Origin of the sequence: Geobacillus sp. CX412 (assembly GCF_027942335.1) — a bacterium.
GTDB classification, from domain to species: domain Bacteria; phylum Bacillota; class Bacilli; order Bacillales; family Anoxybacillaceae; genus Parageobacillus_B; species Parageobacillus_B toebii.
On the sequence record NZ_CP103461.1, the window covers coordinates 2839653 to 2864312 of the forward strand.

Annotated in this window: 21 protein-coding genes, 5 pseudogenes and 1 riboswitch; of the genes and pseudogenes, 6 read left to right on the forward strand and 20 right to left on the reverse strand. The window is 43.9% G+C overall.

What is annotated here, in order from left to right:
* Positions 1-67: 67 nt before the first annotated feature.
* The 3 genes from NXM86_RS14785 to NXM86_RS14795 all read left to right on the forward strand — a co-directional run bounded on the left by NXM86_RS14785 (position 68) and on the right by NXM86_RS14795 (position 2539).
* On the forward strand, positions 68-256 hold the full coding sequence (locus NXM86_RS14785) for a hypothetical protein (protein ID WP_012749319.1): 189 nt from the start codon (positions 68-70) through the stop codon (positions 254-256).
* A 99-nt stretch (positions 257-355) separates the two neighbouring features.
* Complete coding sequence (locus NXM86_RS14790) at positions 356-1258, forward strand: PucR family transcriptional regulator (protein WP_081188650.1); 903 nt, start codon at positions 356-358, stop codon at positions 1256-1258.
* A 168-nt stretch (positions 1259-1426) separates the two neighbouring features.
* Positions 1427-2539, forward strand: a complete 1113-nt coding sequence (locus NXM86_RS14795) for an ABC transporter ATP-binding protein (RefSeq protein WP_062753931.1) — start codon at positions 1427-1429, stop codon at positions 2537-2539.
* Between the two features lie 50 nt (positions 2540-2589).
* On the opposite strand, the gene NXM86_RS14800 is transcribed toward NXM86_RS14795, so the two are convergent.
* Positions 2590-2832 (reverse strand): hypothetical protein, encoded by a 243-nt coding sequence (locus NXM86_RS14800; RefSeq protein ID WP_062753933.1) that lies wholly within the window; start codon positions 2830-2832, stop codon positions 2590-2592.
* Positions 2833-3077: 245 nt separating this feature from the next.
* Between NXM86_RS14800 and NXM86_RS14805 the strand changes: the two genes are divergently transcribed.
* Entirely contained in the window at positions 3078-3287 is a 210-nt protein-coding gene (locus NXM86_RS14805; protein WP_062679188.1) for an alpha/beta-type small acid-soluble spore protein, read from the forward strand.
* A 57-nt stretch (positions 3288-3344) separates the two neighbouring features.
* Here NXM86_RS14805 and NXM86_RS14810 read toward each other — a convergent pair.
* The 15 genes and pseudogenes from NXM86_RS14810 to NXM86_RS14880 all read right to left on the reverse strand — a co-directional run bounded on the left by NXM86_RS14810 (position 3345) and on the right by NXM86_RS14880 (position 16636).
* Positions 3345-4078, reverse strand: a pseudogene (locus NXM86_RS14810) (amino acid ABC transporter ATP-binding protein).
* 18 nt (positions 4079-4096) lie between these two features.
* Complete coding sequence (locus tag NXM86_RS14815) at positions 4097-4798, reverse strand: amino acid ABC transporter permease (RefSeq protein ID WP_081188653.1); 702 nt, start codon at positions 4796-4798, stop codon at positions 4097-4099.
* Positions 4785-5596 (reverse strand): annotated as a pseudogene (locus NXM86_RS14820) (amino acid ABC transporter substrate-binding protein). Before NXM86_RS14820 ends, NXM86_RS14815 begins: the two are co-directional and overlap by 14 nt.
* A gap of 123 nt (positions 5597-5719) precedes the next feature.
* Positions 5720-6988: a hemolysin family protein gene (locus tag NXM86_RS14825; protein WP_012749314.1), complete on the reverse strand. Its 1269-nt coding sequence runs from the start codon at positions 6986-6988 to the stop codon at positions 5720-5722.
* Between the two features lie 402 nt (positions 6989-7390).
* On the reverse strand, positions 7391-8473 hold the full coding sequence (locus NXM86_RS14830) for an RNA-guided endonuclease InsQ/TnpB family protein (RefSeq protein WP_015863580.1): 1083 nt from the start codon (positions 8471-8473) through the stop codon (positions 7391-7393).
* Positions 8474-8702: 229 nt separating this feature from the next.
* Positions 8703-9727 (reverse strand): annotated as a pseudogene (locus NXM86_RS14835) (thiazole biosynthesis adenylyltransferase ThiF).
* On the reverse strand, positions 9724-10491 hold the full coding sequence (locus NXM86_RS14840) for a thiazole synthase (protein WP_012749312.1): 768 nt from the start codon (positions 10489-10491) through the stop codon (positions 9724-9726). Before NXM86_RS14840 ends, NXM86_RS14835 begins: the two are co-directional and overlap by 4 nt.
* A gap of 1 nt (position 10492) precedes the next feature.
* Complete coding sequence (gene thiS, locus NXM86_RS14845; protein ID WP_012749311.1) at positions 10493-10696, reverse strand: sulfur carrier protein ThiS; 204 nt, start codon at positions 10694-10696, stop codon at positions 10493-10495.
* The gene (gene thiO / locus NXM86_RS14850) at positions 10696-11826 is read right to left on the reverse strand and encodes a glycine oxidase ThiO (RefSeq protein ID WP_089096897.1); all 1131 of its coding nucleotides are present in this window, start codon (positions 11824-11826) and stop codon (positions 10696-10698) included. The genes thiS and thiO overlap by 1 nt, the downstream gene beginning before the upstream one ends.
* Before the next feature lie 43 nt (positions 11827-11869).
* Complete coding sequence (gene tenI / locus NXM86_RS14855) at positions 11870-12478, reverse strand: thiazole tautomerase TenI (RefSeq protein ID WP_089096896.1); 609 nt, start codon at positions 12476-12478, stop codon at positions 11870-11872.
* A 16-nt stretch (positions 12479-12494) separates the two neighbouring features.
* Positions 12495-13277, reverse strand: a complete 783-nt coding sequence (locus tag NXM86_RS14860; RefSeq protein ID WP_062753951.1) for an energy-coupling factor transporter transmembrane component T family protein — start codon at positions 13275-13277, stop codon at positions 12495-12497.
* A gap of 13 nt (positions 13278-13290) precedes the next feature.
* Entirely contained in the window at positions 13291-14742 is a 1452-nt protein-coding gene (locus NXM86_RS14865) for an ABC transporter ATP-binding protein (RefSeq protein WP_062679183.1), read from the reverse strand.
* Between the two features lie 20 nt (positions 14743-14762).
* Positions 14763-15350: an ECF transporter S component gene (locus tag NXM86_RS14870; RefSeq protein WP_089096894.1), complete on the reverse strand. Its 588-nt coding sequence runs from the start codon at positions 15348-15350 to the stop codon at positions 14763-14765.
* On the reverse strand, positions 15337-16032 hold the full coding sequence (tenA, locus tag NXM86_RS14875; protein ID WP_498958228.1) for a thiaminase II: 696 nt from the start codon (positions 16030-16032) through the stop codon (positions 15337-15339). The genes NXM86_RS14870 and tenA overlap by 14 nt, the downstream gene beginning before the upstream one ends.
* A 108-nt stretch (positions 16033-16140) precedes the next feature.
* A riboswitch (TPP riboswitch) is annotated at positions 16141-16248 on the reverse strand.
* A 73-nt stretch (positions 16249-16321) separates the two neighbouring features.
* A complete protein-coding gene (locus NXM86_RS14880; protein WP_062679180.1) occupies positions 16322-16636 on the reverse strand; it encodes a YbjQ family protein in 315 nt (104 codons plus the stop codon).
* Positions 16637-16792: 156 nt separating this feature from the next.
* Here NXM86_RS14880 and NXM86_RS14885 point away from each other — a divergent pair.
* A pseudogene (locus tag NXM86_RS14885) lies at positions 16793-17976 on the forward strand (class I SAM-dependent rRNA methyltransferase).
* Between the two features lie 52 nt (positions 17977-18028).
* Here the strand turns inward: NXM86_RS14885 and NXM86_RS14890 are convergent.
* Both NXM86_RS14890 and NXM86_RS14895 read right to left on the reverse strand, forming a co-directional pair.
* Positions 18029-19237, reverse strand: a complete 1209-nt coding sequence (locus tag NXM86_RS14890) for an MFS transporter (protein WP_081188662.1) — start codon at positions 19235-19237, stop codon at positions 18029-18031.
* Between the two features lie 292 nt (positions 19238-19529).
* Positions 19530-20060, reverse strand: a complete 531-nt coding sequence (locus tag NXM86_RS14895; RefSeq protein WP_062753959.1) for a YfiT family bacillithiol transferase — start codon at positions 20058-20060, stop codon at positions 19530-19532.
* Positions 20061-20521: 461 nt separating this feature from the next.
* Here NXM86_RS14895 and acmB point away from each other — a divergent pair, with 461 nt between their 5' ends.
* Positions 20522-21727 (forward strand): methyl acetate hydrolase AcmB, encoded by a 1206-nt coding sequence (gene acmB, locus NXM86_RS14900; protein ID WP_062753961.1) that lies wholly within the window; start codon positions 20522-20524, stop codon positions 21725-21727.
* A 149-nt stretch (positions 21728-21876) separates the two neighbouring features.
* On the opposite strand, the pseudogene NXM86_RS14905 reads toward acmB, so the two are convergent.
* Together NXM86_RS14905 and panE are read right to left on the reverse strand one after the other, a co-directional pair.
* Positions 21877-23540, reverse strand: a pseudogene (locus NXM86_RS14905) (glycoside hydrolase family 13 protein).
* 134 nt (positions 23541-23674) lie between these two features.
* On the reverse strand, positions 23675-24601 hold the full coding sequence (panE, locus tag NXM86_RS14910; RefSeq protein WP_081188664.1) for a 2-dehydropantoate 2-reductase: 927 nt from the start codon (positions 24599-24601) through the stop codon (positions 23675-23677).
* Positions 24602-24660 lie beyond the last annotated feature (59 nt).

Here is a 24660-nt window from a genome sequence, read left to right on the forward strand (position 1 = left end):
TATATGATGAATACGAATAATCTATGCTTTTATAATACAAACTACAAAAAACAAGGAGGGACGCATTATGACGGAACGAAACAAACGGAATTATCAAGATTCCCAATATGAAGGACGCGATGAACACTATATGGATATCGACCGTATGATCAATGAGGGATTGGCAGGGGGCTATGTCCATGGCCACGGTGATGCCGTAAACATCGAGGAAGCGCGCGACTTAGCAAAAGAAGAACCTCCTCATGAAACAACGTAGCCATTCAAAAACCGATTTTCCTTTTTATTGGGAAAATCGGTTTTTCTTTTTGTATAATAAGTGAAAGGAATCATTCAGATGTAGAAAGGAAACATCGCCATGCTCAAACAGCTAAAATCCTACTATAAGGATGCAATCGTCATTAATGAACAAGTAGCCGACACTGATGCATATGAATGGTTTTATACAAAAGATGGAGATAAAATCGGAATTTGCAAACAACGTCTATCGAAACAGGAAAAACAGCTATTATCGATTTTTCTCACGCCGATTCCCGATGTCAGCCGTACGATTAGCGATGAAGAAATGGCGTGGCATCGTTGGGTCACGCATGGAGATTCAACGTTGCTGCAGCATTTTTCCTCCCAGTCCCCGTATTATCGCTTTATTCATTTTTTCATAAAAGGTTCTGTTGTCAACAAAGATGATTTTTTCGATGTCATCAGCGGGTTGTTTTCCGAACATATTATTATCGTTTGGGAACACGACTACCGAGGTGTCATTATTGAAAAAAAACAAAAACCAACCCTAGATCCTTTGCCGTTTGCTGAAATTATTGATACATTATCTACCGATTTTTATATCACCATTCATCTATTTATCGGGCACATCCATCCATATGGTGACCATCTTTATGAATTATTTTGCCACGAAAAACAATGTTTCCAGCTAGCACAAACGTATATGCCAACACAAACGGTATATCAGATGGAAGATGTGATTCCGCTATTGCTTATCCATGGTTCCTCGGAACTTGAAATGATCAAGAAGTCGCTTCCTTTTCTCGAAACATTGGATGACGAGTCACTTCATATCATCAAAACGTTTTTTCAATGCAATCTAAACGTTTCCTTAGCGGCAAAAAAGTTATATATGCACCGCAACAGTTTACAATATCGCATTGATAAATTTATTGAAAAAACAGGAATCGATATTAAACATTTTAAAGGAGCTGTCGCTGTGTATTTAGCAATATTATTACAGCAATATGCGGACAATTGAACTACAGTAAAGCCAGGATCACCATACGAGGCAAGCGCATAGTCCGTCTATTCGTCATCTTGCCTGAAATCTCCCTCTTTTTTTGTGCATGTTGTCCATTTACGAATTCTGCTATTTTCGGTACGCTTAAAGCAGTTGAAAACGTTTTCTAATAGGGGGAGTGAGAATATGGCAGAGCTTCGTTTAGAGCACATTTATAAAATTTACGATAACAACGTAATCGCTGTAAAAGATTTTAACCTACATATTAAAGATAAGGAATTTATCGTCTTTGTCGGTCCATCCGGCTGCGGCAAATCGACAACATTGCGAATGATTGCCGGTCTTGAGGAAATTTCAAAAGGCGACTTATATATTGACGGCAAGCGCATGAATGATGTCGCGCCAAAAGACCGCGATATTGCGATGGTATTCCAAAACTACGCGCTTTATCCGCATATGAGCGTTTACGATAACATGGCGTTTGGCTTAAAATTACGGAAATTCCCAAAAGCAGAAATCGAACGCCGCGTCCGCGAAGCAGCGCGCATTCTTGGCCTTGAGCAATACTTAGATCGCAAGCCAAAAGCGCTTTCTGGCGGCCAACGACAACGGGTGGCATTAGGACGCGCCATCGTCCGCGACGCAAAAGTATTTCTAATGGACGAACCGCTTTCGAACTTGGATGCAAAACTTCGTGTGCAAATGCGTTCCGAAATCGCTAAATTACATCAGCGTTTAGAAACAACAACGATTTACGTCACACACGATCAAACGGAAGCGATGACAATGGCAACACGGCTTGTTGTCATGAAAGATGGTGTCATCCAGCAAGTTGGCACACCGAGAGAAGTATATGAAAAACCAGAAAATATTTTCGTCGGTGGCTTTATCGGCTCTCCAGCGATGAACTTCTTAAAAGGAACATTGCAAGATGGCAAGTTTGTCATTGGTAATATTACTATTAGCGTTCCAGAAGGAAAAATGAAAGTGCTTCGTGACCAGGGCTATATTGGTAAAGAAGTCATTTTAGGCATTCGCCCAGAAGACATCCATGATGAACCACTCTTCCTTGAAGCATCGCCAAATACGAAAATTACCGCCCGCGTTGAGGTAGCCGAGCTGCTTGGTGCAGAATCGATGATTTATTCCAATATTAATGGACAAGAATTTGTCGCACGCATCGACGCCCGCACAGAAATCAAGCCAGGCCACCAATTAGACCTTGCCTTAGATATGAACAAAGCACACTTTTTCGATATCGAAACGGAAAAACGAATCCGTTCTGCGGATGAAAAATAACGATATCGTTCCCCAAAATATTGCACAGGCTCTAGCGATGATGCTAGAGCCTATTCTTTAATAAACCGCACTTCTTCGTGACAGCAATGCAGACAATAAAAAAGATGCACACATTCGTGCCGAATCAATGTCTTCGGATACCCATCGACCAATTTCATCATATCAATATCCATATACGGGCTGTAATCATCAAAATAATCCGTAATTTTTCCTTGATCCACCATTTGCTTCTGACAGCGCGAACAATGCACTGCCACATTACGTAATCCGTTGCATAGCGGGCAAATGTTCATGGTGTTTCCTCCTACTAAAACAATACCTTATTTTACATATTCCCTAATATCCTCAACCATAAAACGTCAAAAATTACCATAAAAAAGAAATGAATAATGAAAGAAAAACGTCTCAAACTATTAGTACCATTAGCAAACAATATATTGGGTTCAGCCTAGTTTGGCGGCATGCTTATAACAGCATGCGTGCTGGTGCAAGTCCAGCGAACCCAGCCATTAAAACTTTAAACAAGGAGATGACCACAATGGCACGTAACAACAATTCTAACCAACTACTAGTCGCTGGTGCGCAACAAGCAATCGATCAAATGAAGTATGAAATCGCTCAAGAATTTGGTGTAAACCTTGGCCCTGACACAACTTCTCGCGCTAACGGTTCTGTTGGCGGCGAAATTACAAAACGCCTTGTAGCAATGGCGCAACAACAAATCGGCGGCCAATTCGGCACTCGCTAATAAAAACTTCATATACATGGCTTAAGCCCCAGGCGTCTTGCCTGGGGCTTTATCTTGTTACTCGATGAGTTGTAAAAATTGTTTTGTGCGCTCATGTTTCGGAGAAACGAGCAGCTGTTCCGGTGCTCCTCTTTCCACGATGATTCCCCCATCCATAAAAACCACTTCATCGGCTGCTTCTTTCGCAAACCTCATTTCATGAGTGACGACGATCATTGTCATTCCTTCATTCGCCAAACTTTTCATGACTTTCAGCACTTCACCGACAAGCTCCGGGTCTAACGCTGATGTTGGTTCGTCAAACAGCATGACTTCCGGTTCCATGGCGAGCGCCCGTGCGATCGCGACACGCTGCTGCTGCCCTCCAGACAGCTGAAATGGATAATGATTGGCTTTATCTTTCAGCCCCACTTTCTCCAACAATGCCATCGCTCTCTCGCGTACTCGCTCTTTCTTTTCGCGCTTGACCGTCACAGGTCCTTCCATGACGTTTTCAAGGGCGGTCATATGGGGGAACAAATTATAGCTTTGGAACACCATTCCTGTCAGTCGGCGAAATTCATGAATCTCCGCTTCGTCACAGGCTTCGAAAAATCGAGCTGTCTATTCGCTATCGAAATTTTCCCTTTCGTCGGCGTCTCAAGCACGTTTAGACAACGCAAAAATGTCGTCTTCCCTGAGCCTGATGGACCGATAATGACCACTACTTTCCCTTTTTCCACCGTAAGATCGATTCCCTTTAATACTTCTACGTCTCCAAATTGCTTATATAAGCCTTGAACAGAAATCATCATCGTATCTCCTTATCGCTATCGTGCAATGTAACGATTTAAACGCTCTTCGATTCGGTTTTGCACAATTGATAGTAGAAAGCAAATAATCCAATAAATGATTGCCGCTTCAGTATATAACAACAAGAATTCGTAGTTCGTCGAGGCAATTTCTTGCGCTTTGCGAAACATTTCCGAAACGAGAATGAGCGATGCAAGCGATGTATCTTTGACTAAGCTGATAAACGTATTGGACAACGGTGGAATCGACACACGCGCTGCCTGTGGAAATATTACCCGGCGCAACGCTTGCCCCGATGTCATTCCTAACGAATACGCCGCTTCCCACTGCCCTTTCGGAATCGATAAGATAGCGGCGCGAATAATCTCTGAAGCATACGCGCCGACGTTTAACGAAAAACCAATGATCGCCGCAGGAAACGAAGGAATCGTAATGCCGATGTTCGGCAGGCCGTAAAAGATAATAAACAACTGGACAAGAAGCGGTGTTCCGCGAATGGCGGATACGTATATTCTCGCGATAATTTCTAATACTTTTACTCCGGAAATGCGCGCCAATGCCGTGGCAATCGCCAATATTAATCCAATAGTAAACGTAATAATCGTCAGTGGAATCGTATAATACAAAGCCCCCTTCACCAGCGGGAGAAGGGAACTCTGCGCGATAGATACTAATCGGTCTACCCGTTCAGGGTCTGCTAGCACATTATTTAGATACATCTTCACCAAACCATTTCTCGGAAATTTTTGCGTATGTGCCGTCTTTTTTCATGTCCTCTAACGCTTTATTCACAGCTTCCACTAACGTTTCGCTGCCTTTGCGGAACATAAATCCGCTTTGAGAAGCGTCCTTATGCTTTGCCACAATTTTAATTGGCGCGTTCGGCTTTTGTTTTAGGAAATCAAGAACGGATAGATTATCGTTAATGGTAACGTCCACCCTCTTGGAGCTTAACAATTCAACCGCTTGATTAAATCCTTCCACACCAACAATTTGAGCGCCATACGACCGCGCTAAATCTGCATAGTTGCTTGTCATCGATTGCGCTGCTTTTAGTCCTTTTATGTCTTCAAATTTAGATACTTTATTGTTATCTTTATGAACGACTAACACCGCCATAGAAGTAATGTACGGATCAGAAAAATCATATTTCTTTTGCCGGTCCCGGCGGATTCCGACTTCATTGGCAATCATGTCAAAACGTTTTGCGTCCAATCCCGCGAACATCGCATCCCACTGTGTTTCCATAAACACAGGCTTGACGCCGAGACGCTTCGCTACTTCTCTTGCCAAATCCACATCAAAACCGGTTAACTTTCCGCTTTTATCATGAAACGTAAACGGCGGATATGTTCCCTCTGTTCCAATGCGCAATTCCCCGATTTTTTCACCTGCGCTAACAAGTCGGTTTCTTGCTTGCCCGACTTTTCCTTGGATTGCTGATTGCCGCATGCGGCCAACAACAAAATCGAAGCTGTCAACAAAAGAAGCAAACTTTTGAGAAAAAATCTTTTCATATATTTTTTTAACCTCCATCATTCCGATTGGTTTTTAGCGACATATGTCATAATAAAAAAGTTTGTATAAGATGTCAATAAAAGAGTATAAACGACAAAACAAAAAACGGAGCTTCTCGCTCCTTACATATTTTCCACTAACGGCGGCTCATTTAATGAAACAAGTACTTTCCTAATTCTGCGATTTTCGACTTGTCGTACGGTTAAAGTAAGCGGACCATAATGCAGCGTTTCGCCGACATTCGGCACGCGTTCAAACATTTCAAATATCCAACCGCCTAACGTATGGGAAGAGCTTTCCGGTGCATCAATTTTCATTATTTCGCAAAATTCATCAAGCGGAAGTTCAGCGTTAAATTCATAACTGTTTTCATCGATTTGTTGAATATTTTTTACCGCTTCATCATGCTCATCCCATATTTCTCCAACAATTTGTTCAATAATGTCTTCAAGCGTAATTAATCCTGCTGTTCCTCCAAACTCATCAATGACAATTGCCATATGCACTCTGCTTTTTTGAAGTTCCGGCAACAAATCAGAAATTTTCATTGATTCCACGACAAACAGCGGCTTGCGTAATAACGCGCGAATGTTTATATCTTTTTGTTGTACAAGCTCACTAAAAAAGTCCCTTTCAGATAAAATACCAATCACATTATCAATATCTTCCTCATACACCGGTATACGGGAGTACTTTTCTTCAAGAAAAACATCTCGAATTGCTTCGATCGGCTGATTTACTTCCACAGCGACCATATCTGACCGTGGCGTAAAAATTTCTCCAACTAAAATTTCATCAAAATCGAGCGAACGGTGAATTAATTCTTTTTCTTTGTTGTCAATAATGCCTTCTTCTTCACTTAAATCAATCATCACTTTAATTTCCTCTTCCGTTACTGCTGGAACAACCGTTCCATTCGTAAACCGTTTCGCTACGCTCTCTTTTACAGCGTTAAATAATGTCGTGATGGGTGAAAGCAGTTTCATCAATGCGTAAACAATTCCGGCATAACGAATCGATAGCGATTCCGCATGCTCTTTCGCAATCGATTTTGGCAAAATTTCACCGAAGATTAAAAGAAGCACGGTCATGACAATAATCGCAGCAATAAGACCTGCACGCTCCCCAAGCATCGTTGTCGCAATATCTGCTAAAAACGCAACGGCAACAATACTTGTGACTCTGTTTGCAACAAGCACCGTCAATAAGACGCGATCTAAGTTTTCCATAATGTAATTTACTCGCTTGCTGCCACGGTGATTTTCTTCCACATAATTTTTCAAGCGAATTTTATTCGCTGAAGAAAATGCGGCTTCCACCGAAGAAAAGAAGGCAACTAACACGATACAAAGAAAAAACCACCCTAACAGACTCAGAGGCAACTCTCCCAAAGAATCTTCACTCTCCTAAATAAAAAAACGTACTTTGTTAGTATTTTAGTATTATCCATTGTATTTATTACATTATATCAAATTTTTCACAAAAAGCCTATTCGCAAAACGCCTATCGTCTAAAATATAATAAAACTGCAGGATGATCCCTGCAGCTTTTTATGACTCGATGATGATTGAACCGATAAAATATATCAGCACAAGCAATGAAGCAATGTTTAACGTTACGGATAATTCCTCCATAAATGCCCCTCCTAACGATAATCATCCCCATTGTTATGTTAACACAATAATTTTCTCAATACGTAAGACATTTTATACAACTTTTTGACAAATCCATTTTTTCCCCTTGCATTTTATTGTCAACTACCCAACGGCTAAAGCCGTGGGCTTGCAACTAGCCTAATTGGCTGCCGCGTTCGGCTGGTTGACAGCAGCCCTGCGGATGTTTTCCGCAGCCACGTTGTCGGCAGGGGCAGCGTACCCACAAGCTCGACAACAAAACTGATCCCTTGACGGTCTGTTTTCTTTGGCCACATGTCCGCAAACCGGACAGGTGCGGGAAGTATTTTTTGGATGAACCAATACCACCGGCACGCCAGCGATCGCCGCTTTATACTCAATAAACTTTCTCAACTGATAAAAAGACCAAGAAGAGTGTTGACGACGCTGTTGCTTTTTAACCGTTTTCTCGGTGCGTTGGCGGATGCCCTTTAAATCTTCAAGGGCAATGCCGCATCCGAGTGCCTTTGCCTTTTCAACAATCTTCTTGCTAATGCAGTGGTTCACATCACGGGCAAATAGTTTTTCCTTCTTGGAACGCTTTTTAAGCAGGCGTTTCGCTGACTTGGTGCCTTTCTTTTGGAGTTTGGCGCGAAGTTTCGCATGGCGGCGGCGCAGCCCGTTGACCTTCGAGCCGGAAAATACCTCACCGGTGCTATCAACGGCGATATTAATGATGCCAAGGTCCACACCGATAAATCCGTTTTCGGAATTGGGCTGGCCTTCGGGAACGTCCACCACGAGCAGTAAATAAAAAATACCGTTTTGAAGGACTAAATCGGCTTGACCCCGAACACGGTTGCCGCACAGCAAACCTTGATGGTAGCGGCTAATGACCATAGGGATTTCCATTCTTCCTTGCAAGGTAAGGATGGAAGCATACTCTAACCCTTTAAAGGACAGGATTCTTTCATCATACACGATGGCACCGGTTTCTTTAAAGTTATGCAAGGTTTTTTTATCCAAACGATAGCTTTCCGACACTTTGCCGATGGCACGAACGGTCATTTGGGCAGAGAGGCCAAATTTTTCCCTGACGTCATAGTAGCAAAGCCGCTGGATTTTCGTTTTGGAAAAGGTTCTGGAGCGAAAAGCAATCTCGCTAATATAGTTGCATGCTTGGTTAAACCGTTTCATTGTTTCCAGCAGCGCATGAAACTGTTCAAGAGTTGGCATTAATTTAATCTTGAGAGTGCAGAGCATTCTTGATTCACCTACCTTTCTAAATCCAGTGTACTTATATTGAACGAAAAAATTCAATATATACTGAAAATATAAACCCCACCTTCCTTCCACAGCTAAAGCAGTGGGCTTCCGGCGGATGTTCTCGTGAGAAAGGTAATACTTATTACTCTATTATAAAAAAGGCTAATCGACAATCCTTTTGGCAAAGCTACAAACACAAAAAGAGAGCTTCTCATAATAGAAGCTCCTAGCCTAAATAGCGATAATAAATCGTTTTTGCCTCTTGAATATCCTTTGTCCCATGAATGAGCGCGCGTCCGTCTTGAAAGACAACAAGCCGTCGCTCTCCAAGCGATACAGAGACAAGATACGGGTTGACATCTACGGGCAATCCTTGTTTGACAAATAATTCAGCCAGCTCTTGCAAGTTGTAGTTTCGAGGCGCAGCCGGGCGAATTTGTACGGAATTTCGTCCGCATAATACCGCTGTTTTTGTCTGTTGATCATAAGAAAGGTACGGATACGATGGATGAGTGCCGCAAGTAGGGCAATCTTCTTTTTTCACTTGATCAATGCGAATCGCCGTATGCTGATTTTTCCATAAATCAAACGACACAAGTTTATTGCGCAGCGCCGCCCAATCTTCAACAAGAATTTTTAATGCTTCCGTTACTTGATAGGCGACGACCATTTGCACAGCAGGGCTGATAATTCCTGCTGTATCACATGTCAAACCGCCTACTGGCACCGTTTCGAGCAGACAGTGAAAACATGGGGTCTTCCCTGGGATAAACGCGTAACTAATGCCATAGCTTCCGACACACGCGCCGTGAATCCACGGGATGCGATATTTATACGCAGCATCGTTAATAATCATACGTATATCAAAATTATCTGTCGCATCAATCAAAAGGTCGGGCTTTCGCTCTGCAATAAGCTCTTCAAGCTCTTGTGCCGTTACATCGCCGACGATGGCATCAATTGCGACATCAGAATTTACCTCTTCAAGCCGCCGCTTTGCAGCAATTGCTTTTGGGATACATTCTTTTGCGTCCGCTTCGCTATATAATTGCTGACGTTGCAAATTGCTCCATTCGACATAATCGCGGTCAACAATGGTGACTTTGCCAACGCCTGCCCGCACAAGCGCCTCTGCATTTCCTGTTCCTAGCGCACCCGCACCAATAATGAGCACATGTTTCCGCATAATCTTTTTTGTCCTTCTGCGCCAATTGGCGCAAATAACTCTTGTCGAGAATACCGTTCAATCAAACAACACTCATTCCTTCCATTGGACTGCTTGCTGTTGCGTACCGTTTTTTAGGAATTCTGCCTGCCTCATAGCCAAGACGTCCGGCTTCCACAGCAAGTTTCATCGCTTTTGCCATTTTAACCGGATCGGCTGCACCAGAAACAGCAGTGTTTAACAACACACCATCAGCCCCTAGCTCCATTGCAAACGCCGCGTCCGCCGGGCTGCCAATTCCAGCATCAACAATCACCGGGACAGTTGCCTGTTCAATAATTAAGCTTAAGTTTAACGGATTGACAATGCCTTGTCCGGAACCGATCGGCGAAGCCCCCGGCATAACCGCATGACAGCCAAGCTCTTGCAGACGTTTTGCGAGCACAACATCATCAGAAGTATATGGAAGAACGATAAATCCTTCTTCCAACAATATCTCTGTTGCCTTTAACGTCTCCACTGGGTCTGGAAGCAATGTTTTCTCACAGCCGATCACTTCTACTTTTATCATATCACATAATCCCGACGCTTTGGCGAGCCGAGCGATTCGCACTGCTTCCTCCGCCGTTTTCGCCCCCGCTGTATTTGGAAGAAGTTTATATTTTGTAAGATCTAAATTTTCCAAAAAATTAGGCTGGTTTGGTTCAAAAATGTTCATGCGTCGAACAGCAAACGTTAAAATTTCCGCACCTGACACTTCCACTGCTTGCTTTTGTACTTCCAAGTCTGGATATTTTCCTGTTCCTAGCAACAATCTTGATTGAAATTCATATGGCCCGATTTTTAACATATCAACCGCCTCCTACAAAATGAACGATTTCTACTTTATCGCCATTACATAATGTTGTTGTTTCATATTGCTGTTTTGGGATAATCGTTAAATTTACTTCGACAATCGCAATTTTATTGTTTAACTGAAAATGGGCAAGCAAATCGCTAACCGTTTTCACTTCATCTGGAACATGAATCGATTCGCCGTTAATAATGAGTTCCATCACTTCCCCACCTTTGCTTGATGTCTTGTAAGTGAAAATGGAGCAAGGTCGACCTCGCTTCCTTTTCCTTCAATGAGATCGGCTAATAATACGCCGGTGATCGGACTTAACAAAATTCCGTTCCGGTAATGACCTGTCGCGATCCATACATTCGGATAGCACGGATGCTCCCCTATGTATGGCAAGCCATCGCTCGTTTGCGGACGGATGCCGCTCCACGCTTTTTCCCATTCCGCATTTTTCATTTCTGGAAGAAGATGATGCGCACGTTCAAGCAAACTCATGATTCCATGAATCGATACTTTTCGGTCAAATGTGTGCGGTGTCGAAGTTGCCCCTATCAACAGGCGATTTCCTCGTTTTGGAACGATATAACAACCGTTTTTCGCAAATAAGGTCGCTTGAATTAACGGTTTTTCTGTTTTTACAAGAAGACATTCCCCTTTGACTGGATACATCGGCAACGATATGCCCGTTTTGGCAAGAACACGCGAAGACCATGCTCCTGCCGCAATAACCACAACATCGGCTGCGATCGTTCCATGATTGGTGCGAATCATGTATGAATGATTTGCTTGTTGTAAATCGATGACTTCCGTATACTCATGCCACTTTGCTCCATAGGCAATCGAGGCATTCGCAAAAGCGGCAGCGAAATCAGAAGCGCTCACTTGTCCGTCTGATGGGATGTACATCGCGCCCGCTAAATCGCGGGAAACATTCGGCTCTATTTCCGCTGCCTCATCCATCGACAGCCAGCGTACTGGATAATCGGTATGCTGCCAAAATTCGTAATGGCGACGGAGGGCCGCCGCTTCTTCCTCGGTCACCGCCACTTTCAACATGCCTTTCTGTACAAGCCCAATGTCGATTCCGGTGAGTTCCTTTAATTCCTTCGCAAGTTCAGGAACCATCTCCCTGCTTTTGAGAGCGAGAGGAATAAGCGGACTCTCTTCGGAAAATTCAGACTGCGCTCCAAGCATTCCTGCCGCCGCGCTTGATGATTGGCTCGCAATCCGCCCTTTTTCAAGCACACCGACGCGAAAATGACGTTTCGCCAGCTGAAAAGCAATAGAAGCGCCAATAATTCCGCCGCCGACAATCACAACGTCGTAATGGTAACGTTCCATTTAAATCCCCTCTTCCCTTTTCTGCTAACGATTTCTTCCTCGTTCATGCCATTTTCTCTATAATTTTTTTAAGTTTCTTTGCTTCGCCAACAGGATCTTCAGCAAAAAATACTGCTGACATGACGGCAATCCCGTGCGCACCAGCTTTCAGTACTTGTTCTGCATTATTGGAATGGATGCCGCCAATCGCGATAACAGGAATATTCACGTGATTGACGACACTTCGCAATGATTCTATTCCGCGCGGCGGTACCCCTACTTTGCTTCCAGTAGCAAAAACGTGGCCGTATATACAATAATCAGCACCGCTTTCTTCCGCTTCCATCGCTTCAGCGATCGAATGAACCGAACAACCGATAGACAACGAAGGAAAATGATGTTTTACTTTCCGCACAGACAAACTATGGTGCGCAAGCTGGACTCCTTTTACTCCAAAAACCACCGCCACATCAATTCGGTCGTTCACGATGATTTTTCTAGGCGGCACTCCTTGCTTGATTAACGCTGTAAGAAACTCGGAAATTTCCCTTGCTGTTTTCATTTTTTCCCGCACATGAATCGCGTCTACATATGGATGAACGCGGGCGCAAATCGCAACGAACTGGTCTAAAGGCTGTTTTCCTGTTGAAATGATATGAAGTTGTCTTTCCATTCTGATCCCTTGCTTTCTACCGCACATCTTCCACCGGAATGTACGGATAATAAATCCCGGCGTAATAAGCCGCTGCCGTCACTATGATAAAAACAGCAACAAGCACAATATCATATTTGCTAAACCCGATTTCATAATAAAACGTTCGCTCTGCGCTGTTGGAAAAACGCTTTGCTTCCATCGCAACAGCGATGCGCTGGGCACGGCGGATGCTTTGTGATAAAAGCGGAATCGCATACCGCTTCATTTTTTCGAACAATCCGTTATGGACAACCCCTCGTACTTTTAACGCGTTTCTTACAGTTTGAAATTCCTCGATCATAATCGGAATTAAGCGAACGCCTGCTAAAAAGCTGTAAGCGTATTTTGGCTTTAATTTTAACTGCTGCATCAGCGAATAAAATAAGCGGACCGGTCTTGTCGTTAGGGAAAACAAAAGCCCAAGGAGCGCGAACGAAAGCGCTCGAAATCCAAGATGCATTCCGCGCAAAAAGCTTTCTTCCGTCACATGGATAAGCCCCCAGCGAAACCATGTCGTCGAACCTTCACCAAACAAAATCATCGATGACGCGGTCGACACAAATACAAGAAAAAACGGCAAAAACAATAGCAGCAAAAACTTCCATGGATAGCCGGTATACAGCATAAATAACAAGAGAAGACCGAACGAAAAATTGATTAAAACATTTGGGTTGTGTACGAATAAAACAACGATAAACAACAAAATGAGCACCATAAGTTTTAAGCTCGGATTCGTATGATGCAGCCATGTTTCTCGATAATGAATGTTCCATTTCATCATCTATACCTCCCTACACGGACAGCACAGCCGCTTTGGATGGATGAGGAGAAATCCGTTCATCTTTCAACAGCTGCCCGTCTTCAATCACCCATCTTCTTGTGGCAAAATATTTGACAATGTTCTCATCATGGGTGACCATCATAATCGTTGCTCCTTGCTCGCGATACGATTCCAATAACTCAAGCAGCGCAAACGTATTTTTTGCATCTTGCCCAAACGTTGGTTCATCGAGCAGGAAAATTTGCTGTCCGCTTACGATCGATGCAGCCACACTTAAACGACGCTTTTGTCCCATGGAAAGTTGGTATGGATGCTGATTTTGCTGTTTTCGAAGGTGGAATCTCTGCAGCAATTGTTCGACCGTTTCCGTAATTTCCGCTTCTTCTCGTTTTTCTAAACGAAGCGAATAAGCAATCTCCTCTCGTACAGAATTAGTAACAAACTGAAATTCCGGATTTTGGAAGACAAATGCAATCAAACGATGAAGCTGTTTTAACTGCTTGCTGTCTTTTCCGTATAACTCATACGTCCCGTCTGTGCGAATGAGCTTCATCAGCGCGTGCAAGAGCGTACTTTTCCCAGCGCCGTTTTTGCCGGTAATGGCAATCCATTCTCCTGCGCATACGGTCGCTTCTTCCACGCGTATTTTGACATCGCGCAGGCGATAGCCTTGGAACTCGCGAAGGCGGATAATTTCCTCTTGGCGAACATTCACTCGCTGGCGTTGCCGCTTCGCTATATATTCATCCCATACACCGGGATACCAAATTCCTTGTGAAGCAATGATATCTTTGTAATCGGAAAACACCGTTTGCGCTTTATCATCAGCAATGATCTCGCCGTTATCATTAAATAAAATAATCCGATCGACAAAATCGAGTATATGATCGATTTTATGTTCGACAATGATGACCGTTTTATCATGGGCAATTTGTTTCACCGTCCGCCAAATCGCTTCCGTTCCTTCTTCATCAATCATTGCCGTTGGTTCATCCAAAAACAGTACATCTGGATCTAACGCCAATACGGAAGCAAGGGCGAGCCGTTGCTTCATTCCTCCCGATAGTGTATGAATATCGGTATGCGGCTCTACAAAAAGACCAACTGTCTCTAGCAGCTTCTCGATCCGCTCTTTCATCTCTTCGCGCGGCACACCGATATTTTCGAGCGCAAAGGCGATTTCTTCATCGACAAACGGCATGCAAAATTGCGAATCGGGATCTTGGAAGACGTAGCCCCAATTATCGGGAAGCTGCACTCGCTCTGCTTTCATCGGAATATCGATCGAATGCGGAATCAAGCCCGACAGCACTTGCAACAATGTTGATTTTCCGCATCCGGATGGACCGAGCAACAACACTTTTTCTCCTTCGTAAAACGTGATCGATAAATCTTTAAATAACAATGTATCTTTTCCAGGAAATTTCAAGCGCAGCCGTTCAACAGATGCTATCGGTTTCATCGGTTCACACGCCACCTTTTTTAACGATCAAGCGCATCGTAATCTTCTTTCGAAGCCGGGCGCAACATTTGCGTCACACCAGTTTTTTCTAACGCTTTTACTAAAGAAACGGCAAAAACACCGGCAATCACCACTGCGCCAATAAAACGGGCAATAAGGAATAATGCCAAGTTCCAAGGAGCCAGCGATTCAATATACCCTTTATAAAAATCCATCACAAGCGAGCCAATCGTCGCACCAATCGCCCCTAACGACACGACCAATGCGTCAAACCGTTTATAACGGAACGCGGCAAACACCACTTCCGCCAAAAGCCCTTGAACGACTCCGTAAATAAGCACCTCTAGCCCCCACTCTGAGCCCATAATAAATTCTCCAGAAGAAGCAGCAATTTCCGCTAACAGCGCAACACCTGGCTTGCGGATCAGCAAATATGCCACCGAGGCGGCGATAAACCACATGCCGTAAATCAATTGATCAACATGAAACCCAAATGGCTTAACAAAGTAATAGAGAGGTCCCCAAATTTTATAAATGATCCCAAAAACGACAGAAATCACGATTGTCGTTAAAATATCAACGAGCTTCAACCCTTTAGTTGCTGACATGTTCTTTGATCTCCTTTCTTGCTGATGGCCATGTTTCTAAGCGATATGCCATCTCCCAAAATTCGTATTCATATTCACTGCTAATAAGAAAATGCTGTTCCATCCGTTTGCGATCGGATTCGGTGACTGCTTCCGCAATCGCATCCAAACGGGCGATTTGTTCTTCTACTAAGCTGCGAAACCATTCGGAGCTATATGTTCCAATCCATTTCTGATAGATCGGCTCTTTCGGCTTGCAGTCCTTTAGCCGCTCACCAATCTCATAATAAAGCCAGTAGCACGGCAAAATCGCTGCAATCACATCACCTAAATGCCCTTCGTACGCAGCCCGGTACATATGCGACGTATACGCGTATGCGGTCGGCGCCGGAATAAATGACGCTTTTTCTTCCTCCGTGATCCCAAGCAGCTCGGAAAACGTTTCATGCAAAGATAATTCTGCTTCACATGTGCTTTGGGCATGATGCGCCATGCTCGCGATTGTCTTTGCATCTGGAGACTTCGCTGCCCCAATTGCCTGGACTCTCGCAAAATGGCGCAAATAATACTCATCTTGCATCACATAATAGCGAAAACGAGTAAGGTCTAGCGTTCCTTCCCCTAACTCTCTCACAAAAGGATGGCGAAAGCTTGCCTGCCAGATCGGATCGGCCTTTTTCCGCAATTCCATCGCAAATGACATCTTTATCTCTCCCCCTCTTTTTATAAAAAATAAACACCACTTCCTTTACGATGCGTAAAGAAAGTGGTGTTGCACACATAGTCGTCGAAAAAACACAGAAAAACCCACGACTGCGCCACTCCACTTCCCTACGCTGGTATTACCCAGATCAGGTTCTAAGGGTCTCAAAGGCACACTTTGATCTCAGCCTTTCTAAAGGCCCCCCTAGTGGATTGCGTCCAATATAAAAAATTTTCCCTTGTTTAAATTTATCATATCACGGTAAATATCATTGTCAACCCTTTTTTTACTATTCCACGATGACTGCTGTACCGTATGCCAAGATTTCCGACGTATTCGCCATAATTGCCGCTGTAGCGACTCTTACGCCGATTACCGCATTTGCTCCTTGGCGTTTCGCCTCGTTTATCATGCGTCCAATCGCAATTTTTCTCGCTTCGTCCATCATTTCGGTATACGCCTTGATTTCTCCGCCGACAATCGTTTTCAGACCAGCCATAATGTCTTTGCCGATATGTTTTGACTGTACCGTATTTCCTTGTACAAATCCGATATACTCTTTTATTTGTTTTCCTGGTACATAGTCCGTCGTTGCGATAATCATCACAATCCCTCTTTTCTTTTCATCTATGCTTATCGTTATTCTGTTTAGAAGAAAATAGTCCTGCCAAATGTCGACAAACTTGCCTGCGTTGCGTCTTTGTCCGCAATTCTGTATCATAGAAAAAGCAAACGACTATATCATAATGGAGTGGAGAACGTGGCAAACGTATTTTTAAAACGAAAGCGAAAAAAACGGCTGGAACAAGGACATCCATGGATTTTCCAAAGCGAAGTCGATTATATTGAAGGAGACTTTGAACCAGGCGATTTTGTGGACGTATATAATCATCAACGCTACTTTTTGGCAAAGGGCTATATTAACCCGAAATCGCAAATCATTGTGCGCGTTTTGACGCAAAATCCTGATGAAGAGCTAAATGAACAATTTTTTGTCGACCGAATCCGCAAAGCATGGGAGTATCGTGAGCGAATGATTCCCGGCGTTCGCTCATGCCGCGCTATTTACGGTGAAGCTGACTTTTTACCGGGGCTGATCGTCGATAAATACGAAGACGTGCTTGTCGTTCAAATTCTTTCCCTCGGGATGGAAAAACGGAAAGACTGGATTTTGCGCGGTTTGCTTGAAGTATTTAAGCCAAAAGCGATTTATTTGCGCAATGACGTGTATGTCCGCGAGCTAGAAGGGCTAGAGCAAGAAAAGGCTTTTGGTATGGCCAGTCGGAAACGGAAGTGCTGATTGAAGAAAACGGCGTCAAATATATCGTCGACATTGAAAACGGGCAAAAGACGGGATTTTTCTTCGACCAAAGACAAAACCGAGCGGCGATTAAACCGCTCATTAACAGCGATACAACAGTGCTCGACTGTTTTACCCATACTGGCTCGTTTATGCTCAATGCGTGCTTATATGGTGCGAAACACGTCACTGCGGTCGATATTTCCGAACACGCCATTGAAACAGCAAAACGCAACGCCGCACTCAATGGCTTTACCAACGTCGATTTTGTCGTCGCCAATGCATTCGATTATTTGCGCGAAGCGGTTCGCGATGGAAAGAAATGGGGCGTTGTCATCATTGACCCGCCAGCGTTTGCGAAATCAGCTCAAGCCGTTCCGAAAGCGCTGCGCGGCTATAAAGACATTAACTTAAACGGCTTAAAGCTTGTCAAAGATGGCGGCTTTTTCGTCACAGCGAGCTGTTCGTACCATGTTCACGCTGATTTGTTCCAAGCGATGATCGAAGAAGCGGCGTTTGATGCGAAGAAAATTTTGCGGCAAGTGTACTGGAGCGGCGCCGGCTACGATCATCCAAAGCTGCTTGCTGCCGATGAAGGCGACTATTTAAAATTTGCCATTTATGAAGTGCATTCGCGCAGATAGCTAAATGGTTCCATTTTCTAAACAAAAAAACGCTTAGGACTGTCATACAGTCCTAAGCGTTTTTTTGTTTATGCAAAATATATAAGTAAAAGCTAATAGAAATCAACACGGATAGTGCGGCAGTTATATAAATGCTAGAGTAACCGAACCAATGGCCAATTTGCCCAAAAACCATCGCTCCTACTCCGACCCCTAAATCGAAAAAGGCGAAAAAGGTCGCATTTGCCATTCCTTTTCGGTTTTTTGCCGCTTTTTCCACAGACCATGCTTGCAGTGCTGGCTGCACCGTTCCAAACCCTAGCCCGTAAAGAATCGCTGCGATAAACAAAATCGCATTGCTTGGCAGCCAAGCCAACAATAACATTGCAATGAAAATCAGTGCAGCACCTGGTATAAACACCGCCTGATGGCCTTTTCTATCATACAACCGGCCGGCAAACGTTCTTGTTACCATTAACGCAAGCGCATATAGCAAGAAATACCATTGAATTCCTGAAATTCCTTTTTGTGCAGTATATAGTGGCAGAAATGAGGCAATTCCTCCAAATGTCACCGTAAGGAAAAATAGCAAAATTGAAGGCTCTAGCGCGCTTTTTTCATAAATATCCCACTTATTACGCGCTTGCGCTTGCGGCTGTCCGATTTTTTTATATGTAATATTCGAAGCAAACAATAGTGACGCCAAACCTAAAACGGCACAAATCAAAAAAAGATGGCGGAATGACAACATTCCGGCGAGCAATAACCCCATAGATGGCCCAAAAGCAAGTGCTAAATTCCCTGATAGTCCATAATACCCCATTCCTTCGCCTCTCCGGCTGGCAGGGATAATGTCCGTGGCAATCGTTCCGGAGGCAGTAGTCGAAAACCCCCACCCAATGCCTTGAATAACCCTCATCATAAACAACAAAAAAATGCTCGCGATAAAGCTGTATGATCCGACCGAAAGGACAAAGATCGCAAGCCCTAGCAAAAATACAAAACGCCGCCCCTTTGTTTCTAACGCATGCCCGGCAAACGGCCGCACCATTAATGCCGCAAATGTGAAAATCCCGACCACTAAACCGATCAGCTGGTCATTGCCGCCAAGATGCTCGACAAACAGCGGAATCGTCGGCAATGTCATTTGAAATCCAAGAAAAACAAAAAAATTAGCTAAACAAATAAGTATAAAATCTTTTGTCCAAATTTTTTCCTTCGTCGCATCTATGATGTTTTGACTTTGTGGTTCCCCCACCGCAAACTCCCTCCAATCATTCATTTTAAACCGAACACTCAATACAGTTTAGTGTAACATAAATAGATAAATTTTTTATGTAAAAAGCTTATTGGAAATTTATAAAAATATGTTCAGCTTATTTTTTCGCTATCATTCATAAAGCCAATTTCCCCCAATATATCTCCTTATCAAATAAGCCATATCCTGCTTGCTAGGATAACATTGACCAATCTGATATATTGCTTCTCCTTCTGTTAATAAGGCGGCGCAGCAATTTCAAGCATAAGTTTCCCCTCTTATAATGAGATAAAAAAGCTGCCCGTCTAGGCAGCTTTTAGTTCCATCCTTTGCGTTGTCGCAACGAAGCAATTTGCGCCGTATGATGTTTGCCGTGCCATGCGTGCATGGCGATTAACACATATAAAGGGACGTTCTCTTTTGTACCTTCATGATAAAAATTCCGCTGAAAATCATCGCTGCTCATCGACTCTAGCAGATGCGCCCACCGCTCGTGAAGGCCTTCGAGCAATTGCAGCGATGGCTCGATATGTAGTGAACGAGCTTCTGTCGTCTTTGCCCAATCATTTTCCTCAAACGGTTTAATCGAAGGAACATCTTCCGTCAATGTCCATTTTGTGCGTAAAAACGCGTTCATGCTTGCATCGGCGATGTGATGGACAACTTGTGCAACCGTCCACCCACCATCTCGATACGGCGTGTTCAGCTGTTCTTCATTTAATCCGCTGACCGCCTCCCGCAATTTTACTGGTATTTGGCGAATATCAGAAATCCACTGTTTCGCATCTTCTTCGCAAAACGCAGCCGGTGCTTGAAATTTACCAATCGGGTAGCGAATTTCATCCATAATTTTTTCCTGGTTACTAAAATCTATAAAAATCGACTCATCGCGATGGAACCAGAAAACACCGCTTGCCGCTCAGGAAACACCTGGGTTCCATCAGGAAGGGAAGCCCAATGTCTCACCTGCTGTGAAAGACAACCCGTAGATCGCTGTCAGCGACGGCATCTGTCGTGCACCATTCCTTCCATCGGCCAGTACACGACAACAATTTTAGCAACCAGGTCTACACCTCCTTTTCTTACATATATTCTATAATCCATAGAAAAATCCTGCTTAATATGAAAGGCATATCATTACTCCCTTGAACCGGATATAATTGCCGCAGGCGAAGTTTACAAAAGGACAGTACAAAATAATTTGACAAGCCCTGCCTGGCATGATACATTTAGTTTGAAAAAAATCAATATTCTTAAAAAATAGAAAATTATAAAATTAATAGAGCTTATGAGGGGGATGACGAAAATATGACGAGGCAAGCAATCAAGAATGCTCTCAAGGATGTTCTTGACAAAGTTTTGGATAAAGCTGTAGGCAGGGCTGGAGGCGTACCAGGAGTGGTTGCAATGATAACTGATCGCGAGGGCAACATCTACGAAGGTGCAGCCGGGGTGCGAGAACTCGGAAAGGAAACGCCGATGACCACCGACACAGTGTTTGCTCTTTTCTCGACCACTAAAGCCATCACCGGCACAGTATTGATGCAATTGGTCGAGGAAGGAAAAGTCAGTCTCGACGATCCAGTCAAAAAGTATGTTCCTGAGATTGCCGAGATTAAGGTTCTTGAGGGGTTTGACGCAGACGGGCAGCCTAAATTAAGAGAACCTAAAACCGACATTACGATCAACATGCTGATGCTCCACACGGCTGGCTTCGGTTACGAGTTCTTCAGTCATGAGGATCGCAGATATCGCGAGCAAAAAGGAATACCTTCCATCCTCACTAGTACCTTTGACTCGATTAAGAGTGTGCTGCTATTTGAGCCAGGCGAACGATGGAACTATGGCGTCAACATCGACTGGGTTGGCAAAGTTGTCGAAGCCGTACGCGGCAAGCGACTGGGTGAAGTAATGGCCGAGCATCTTTTTGCTCCTCTAGGTATGACCGACATCGGATTCACGCTAACGCCGTCGATGATGGAACGCCGCGCAACCATCCACAGTCGCGCAAAAGACGGTAATATCACACCACTGCCTGATCTCATCCTGCCGCAATCTCCTGAAATGGACATGGGAGGACATGGTTTGTATGCCAGCATTGGTGAGTATATGAAATTTATCCGGATGATCCTGAATGACGGTGCGGGCGTAATCAAACCAGAAACGGTCGCGCAAATGGCTCAGAACGGGCTTGGCGCATTGAAGAGCGGCGGCTGGATCTCGTCCGATCCATCGCTAGCTAATGACGGTGAGTTCTATCCTGGCGTGCAAAAATCGTGGTCCTATACATTCCAGGTAAACGAAGATCCTACCCCTACAGGTCGTCCAGCAGGCCAATTGATGTGGTCTGGTCTAGCCAACCTGTTCTACTGGATCGACCGTAAGAACGGCATTGGTGGATTTTGGGCTTCTCAAATATTCCCATTCCAAGATACAGCTTCATACTTGGGCTTCATCGAATTCGAGTCAGCGGTCTACAGTACATTGAAGCGTTTAGGCCAAATTACCACTTGATCTGAGAGTCTAAAACTGAAATAGCTGTTCAGAATCAGATTTGCCGCCTCCGCATTCACTCTCTTGCTTTCACTGTTGCTAGTGGCAAGCGCCAGTTCTTCCACACCGAAGCAAAATAAAGCTGCCGAGAAATGAACGGCAGCTTTTGTCTATTTCAGCAAATATACGCGTGCTTCATACGGTTTCAGCTTAAAGCGTGTTGCGTTTTTATGCGGTTTTACATCATAGTTTTGCAGCACCAAATTTTCTGAGCTTAATCGAATGCCATCATATCGATACAGCGCTGGTTTATCGCTTAAATTGACAATAACCACCGCTTTTTCGTTTCCAAGCGTTCTTGTGTACGCATAAATCGTCGGATGCTTTTCTAAAATCAAATCGTACGTTCCATAAATAAACACTTCGTTCTCCTTGCGAAGCCGAATCATTTTTTTGTAAACTGAAGGACGGAGTTCGGGTCGCGCAATTGCGCCTCGACGTTAATGGTCTTATAGTTTTCGTTCACTTTCATCCATGGCGTTCCCGTCGTAAACCCCGCGTTTGGCGCGTCGGACCATTGCATTGGGGTTCGCGAATTGTCGCGCCCTGTTTTCCAAATCACTTTCATAATTTCTTCATGGGAGCGACCCTTTTCCCGTTCGATTTGATACATTCTTTTAATAGCAACATCATTGTAGTCTTCAATATTCGAAAATTGGACGTTCGTCATCCCAATTTCTTGTCCTTGATAAATAAACGGTGTTCCTTGCATCAAAAAGTACATCGCACCAAGCGCCTTCGCACTTTCGGTAAGGTACTCCTTATCATTTCCCCATGTCGAGACAGAACGAGGCTGATCGTGGTTTTCTAAAAACAATGCGTTCCAGCCGCGGTTTTCCAGCCCTTTTTGCCATTTTGTCAACGTGCGCTTTAATTGGCGCACATCCACTCCGCCATTCGTTCCTTTTTGCCATAACCCTAAATGTTCAAACTGGAAGATCATATTGAAAATGCCGTTTTCCTCACCGACCCATTCTTCCGCGTCCTCGACGGTAACGCCATTCGCTTCTCCAACCGTCATAATGTCATAATGCGCAAACGTTTGCATTTTGAGCTCTCTTAAATAATCCATAATCCCTTCTTGGTTCATATGGCCAGCAAAAGACGGAACATAATCTAGCCCTTTCGGATTCGGCAAATCCGGCAATCCCGGCTTTTTCTTAATATGTGAAATGGCATCCACTCGAAATCCATCAATTCCTTTATCCAGCCACCAATTAATCATTTTATACAATGCTTGGCGCACTTCTTCGTTTTCCCAGTTTAAATCCGGCTGCTTTACATCAAATATGTGCAAGTAATATTGATCAGTTTTCGGATCGTACTCCCACGCCGATCCGCCAAAGATGCTTTCCCAGTTGTTCGGCTCTTTGCCATTTTTTCCATCACGCCAAATGTACCAATCCCGTTTCGGATTATCCCGTGATGAACGCGATTCAATAAACCATGGGTGTTCGTCGCTTGTATGGTTAATGACTAAATCTAAAATCACTTTCATGCCGCGCCGGTGAATTTCCTCGAGCAATAAATCAAAGTCTTCCATTGTCCCGAATTCTTCCATAATCGCATGATAATCGCTAATATCATATCCGTTATCGGCATTTGGCGACTTGTAAATTGGACAAATCCATATGATATCGATTCCAAGGTCTTTTAAATAGTCAAGCTTCTCGATAATTCCGCGAAGATCTCCAATTCCATCGCCATTTGAATCCATGAAGCTTCTCGGATAAATTTGATACGCGACTCCTTCTTTCCACCAAGCTTTCTTCACGGCTGTATCCTCCTCTTTTTGTGCATACGTTTTCACTATTAACTGTACACTACATGATGCCAATATACAATCTTTTTTGCAAAAAAGAAGGCAGCCTTCTTTTGTATACATAGAAAGCTGCGCTTTTTCTATTCTTACTCTGTTTTGGAGCGATTCGCCTCGTAAATTTTTAAATTATGGTACGCCAATTTTAACAGTGGCGTTTCGATTTCGTATTGTTCCGCCAATGAAAGCAAATATCCTTGCAAATGATCCGCTTCAATGAGTTGTCCTTTTTCCATATCCCGCTGCATCGATGATTTCATCGTCGCTTCTATTCGGTTTAATTGCGCCAGTTGTTTTTCTTCGATATCATCGGCAATTGGTGCTCCATGAGCCCGCATCACGGCCGCAATCTCTTTTAGCAATCCGAAAATAATTTCTTGTCCGTACTTTCCAGAGCGAATTGGTCCAATCGGCGCTCGAAACAGCGTCGTCACCCCTGACATTGTCGCGATAAATAAATATTTATTCCACATATCTGTCGCAATATGCTCGCTTAAACGAAAACGGGCGTTGCAGCCGGAAAATAATTGTTCCAACGCAAGAACGCGCTCCGTCCGCTCCCCGGACCATTCCCCAAATCGAACATCATGGGAAGCGCTTGTTTGCGCGATTTCTCCATGCTCATTCAGCGTTGTTTCGATAAAACAAAGCCCTCCTAACACGTTTTCCTTTCCAAACTCATTCCAAAGTATTTCCATATGCGCCATGCCGTTTAACAGCGGTAAAATCATCGTTTTTTCTCCAACATACGGTTTCACATCGCGAATCGCTTCCGGCAAATGGTACGCTTTGTTGGAAAAAATGACGACATCAAACGGCTCGGCTTGCTCACCCGTTACAAGCAGCTTCGGAGACAGCACCGCATCGCCGTGAACGCTATGAATCACTAGTCCCTTCTCTTGCAGCTGCTTTTTTCTTCGCTTGCGAACAAGAAATGTCACGTCCACTCCTTTTTCGAGCAATCTTCCGCCGAAATAACCGCCGACTGCGCCTGCACCGACTACAAGTATACGCATATATTTATTCCCCCTTATAAAACAAAAAGAAAGTTATTTTTCTTATGACAAAACAGTCA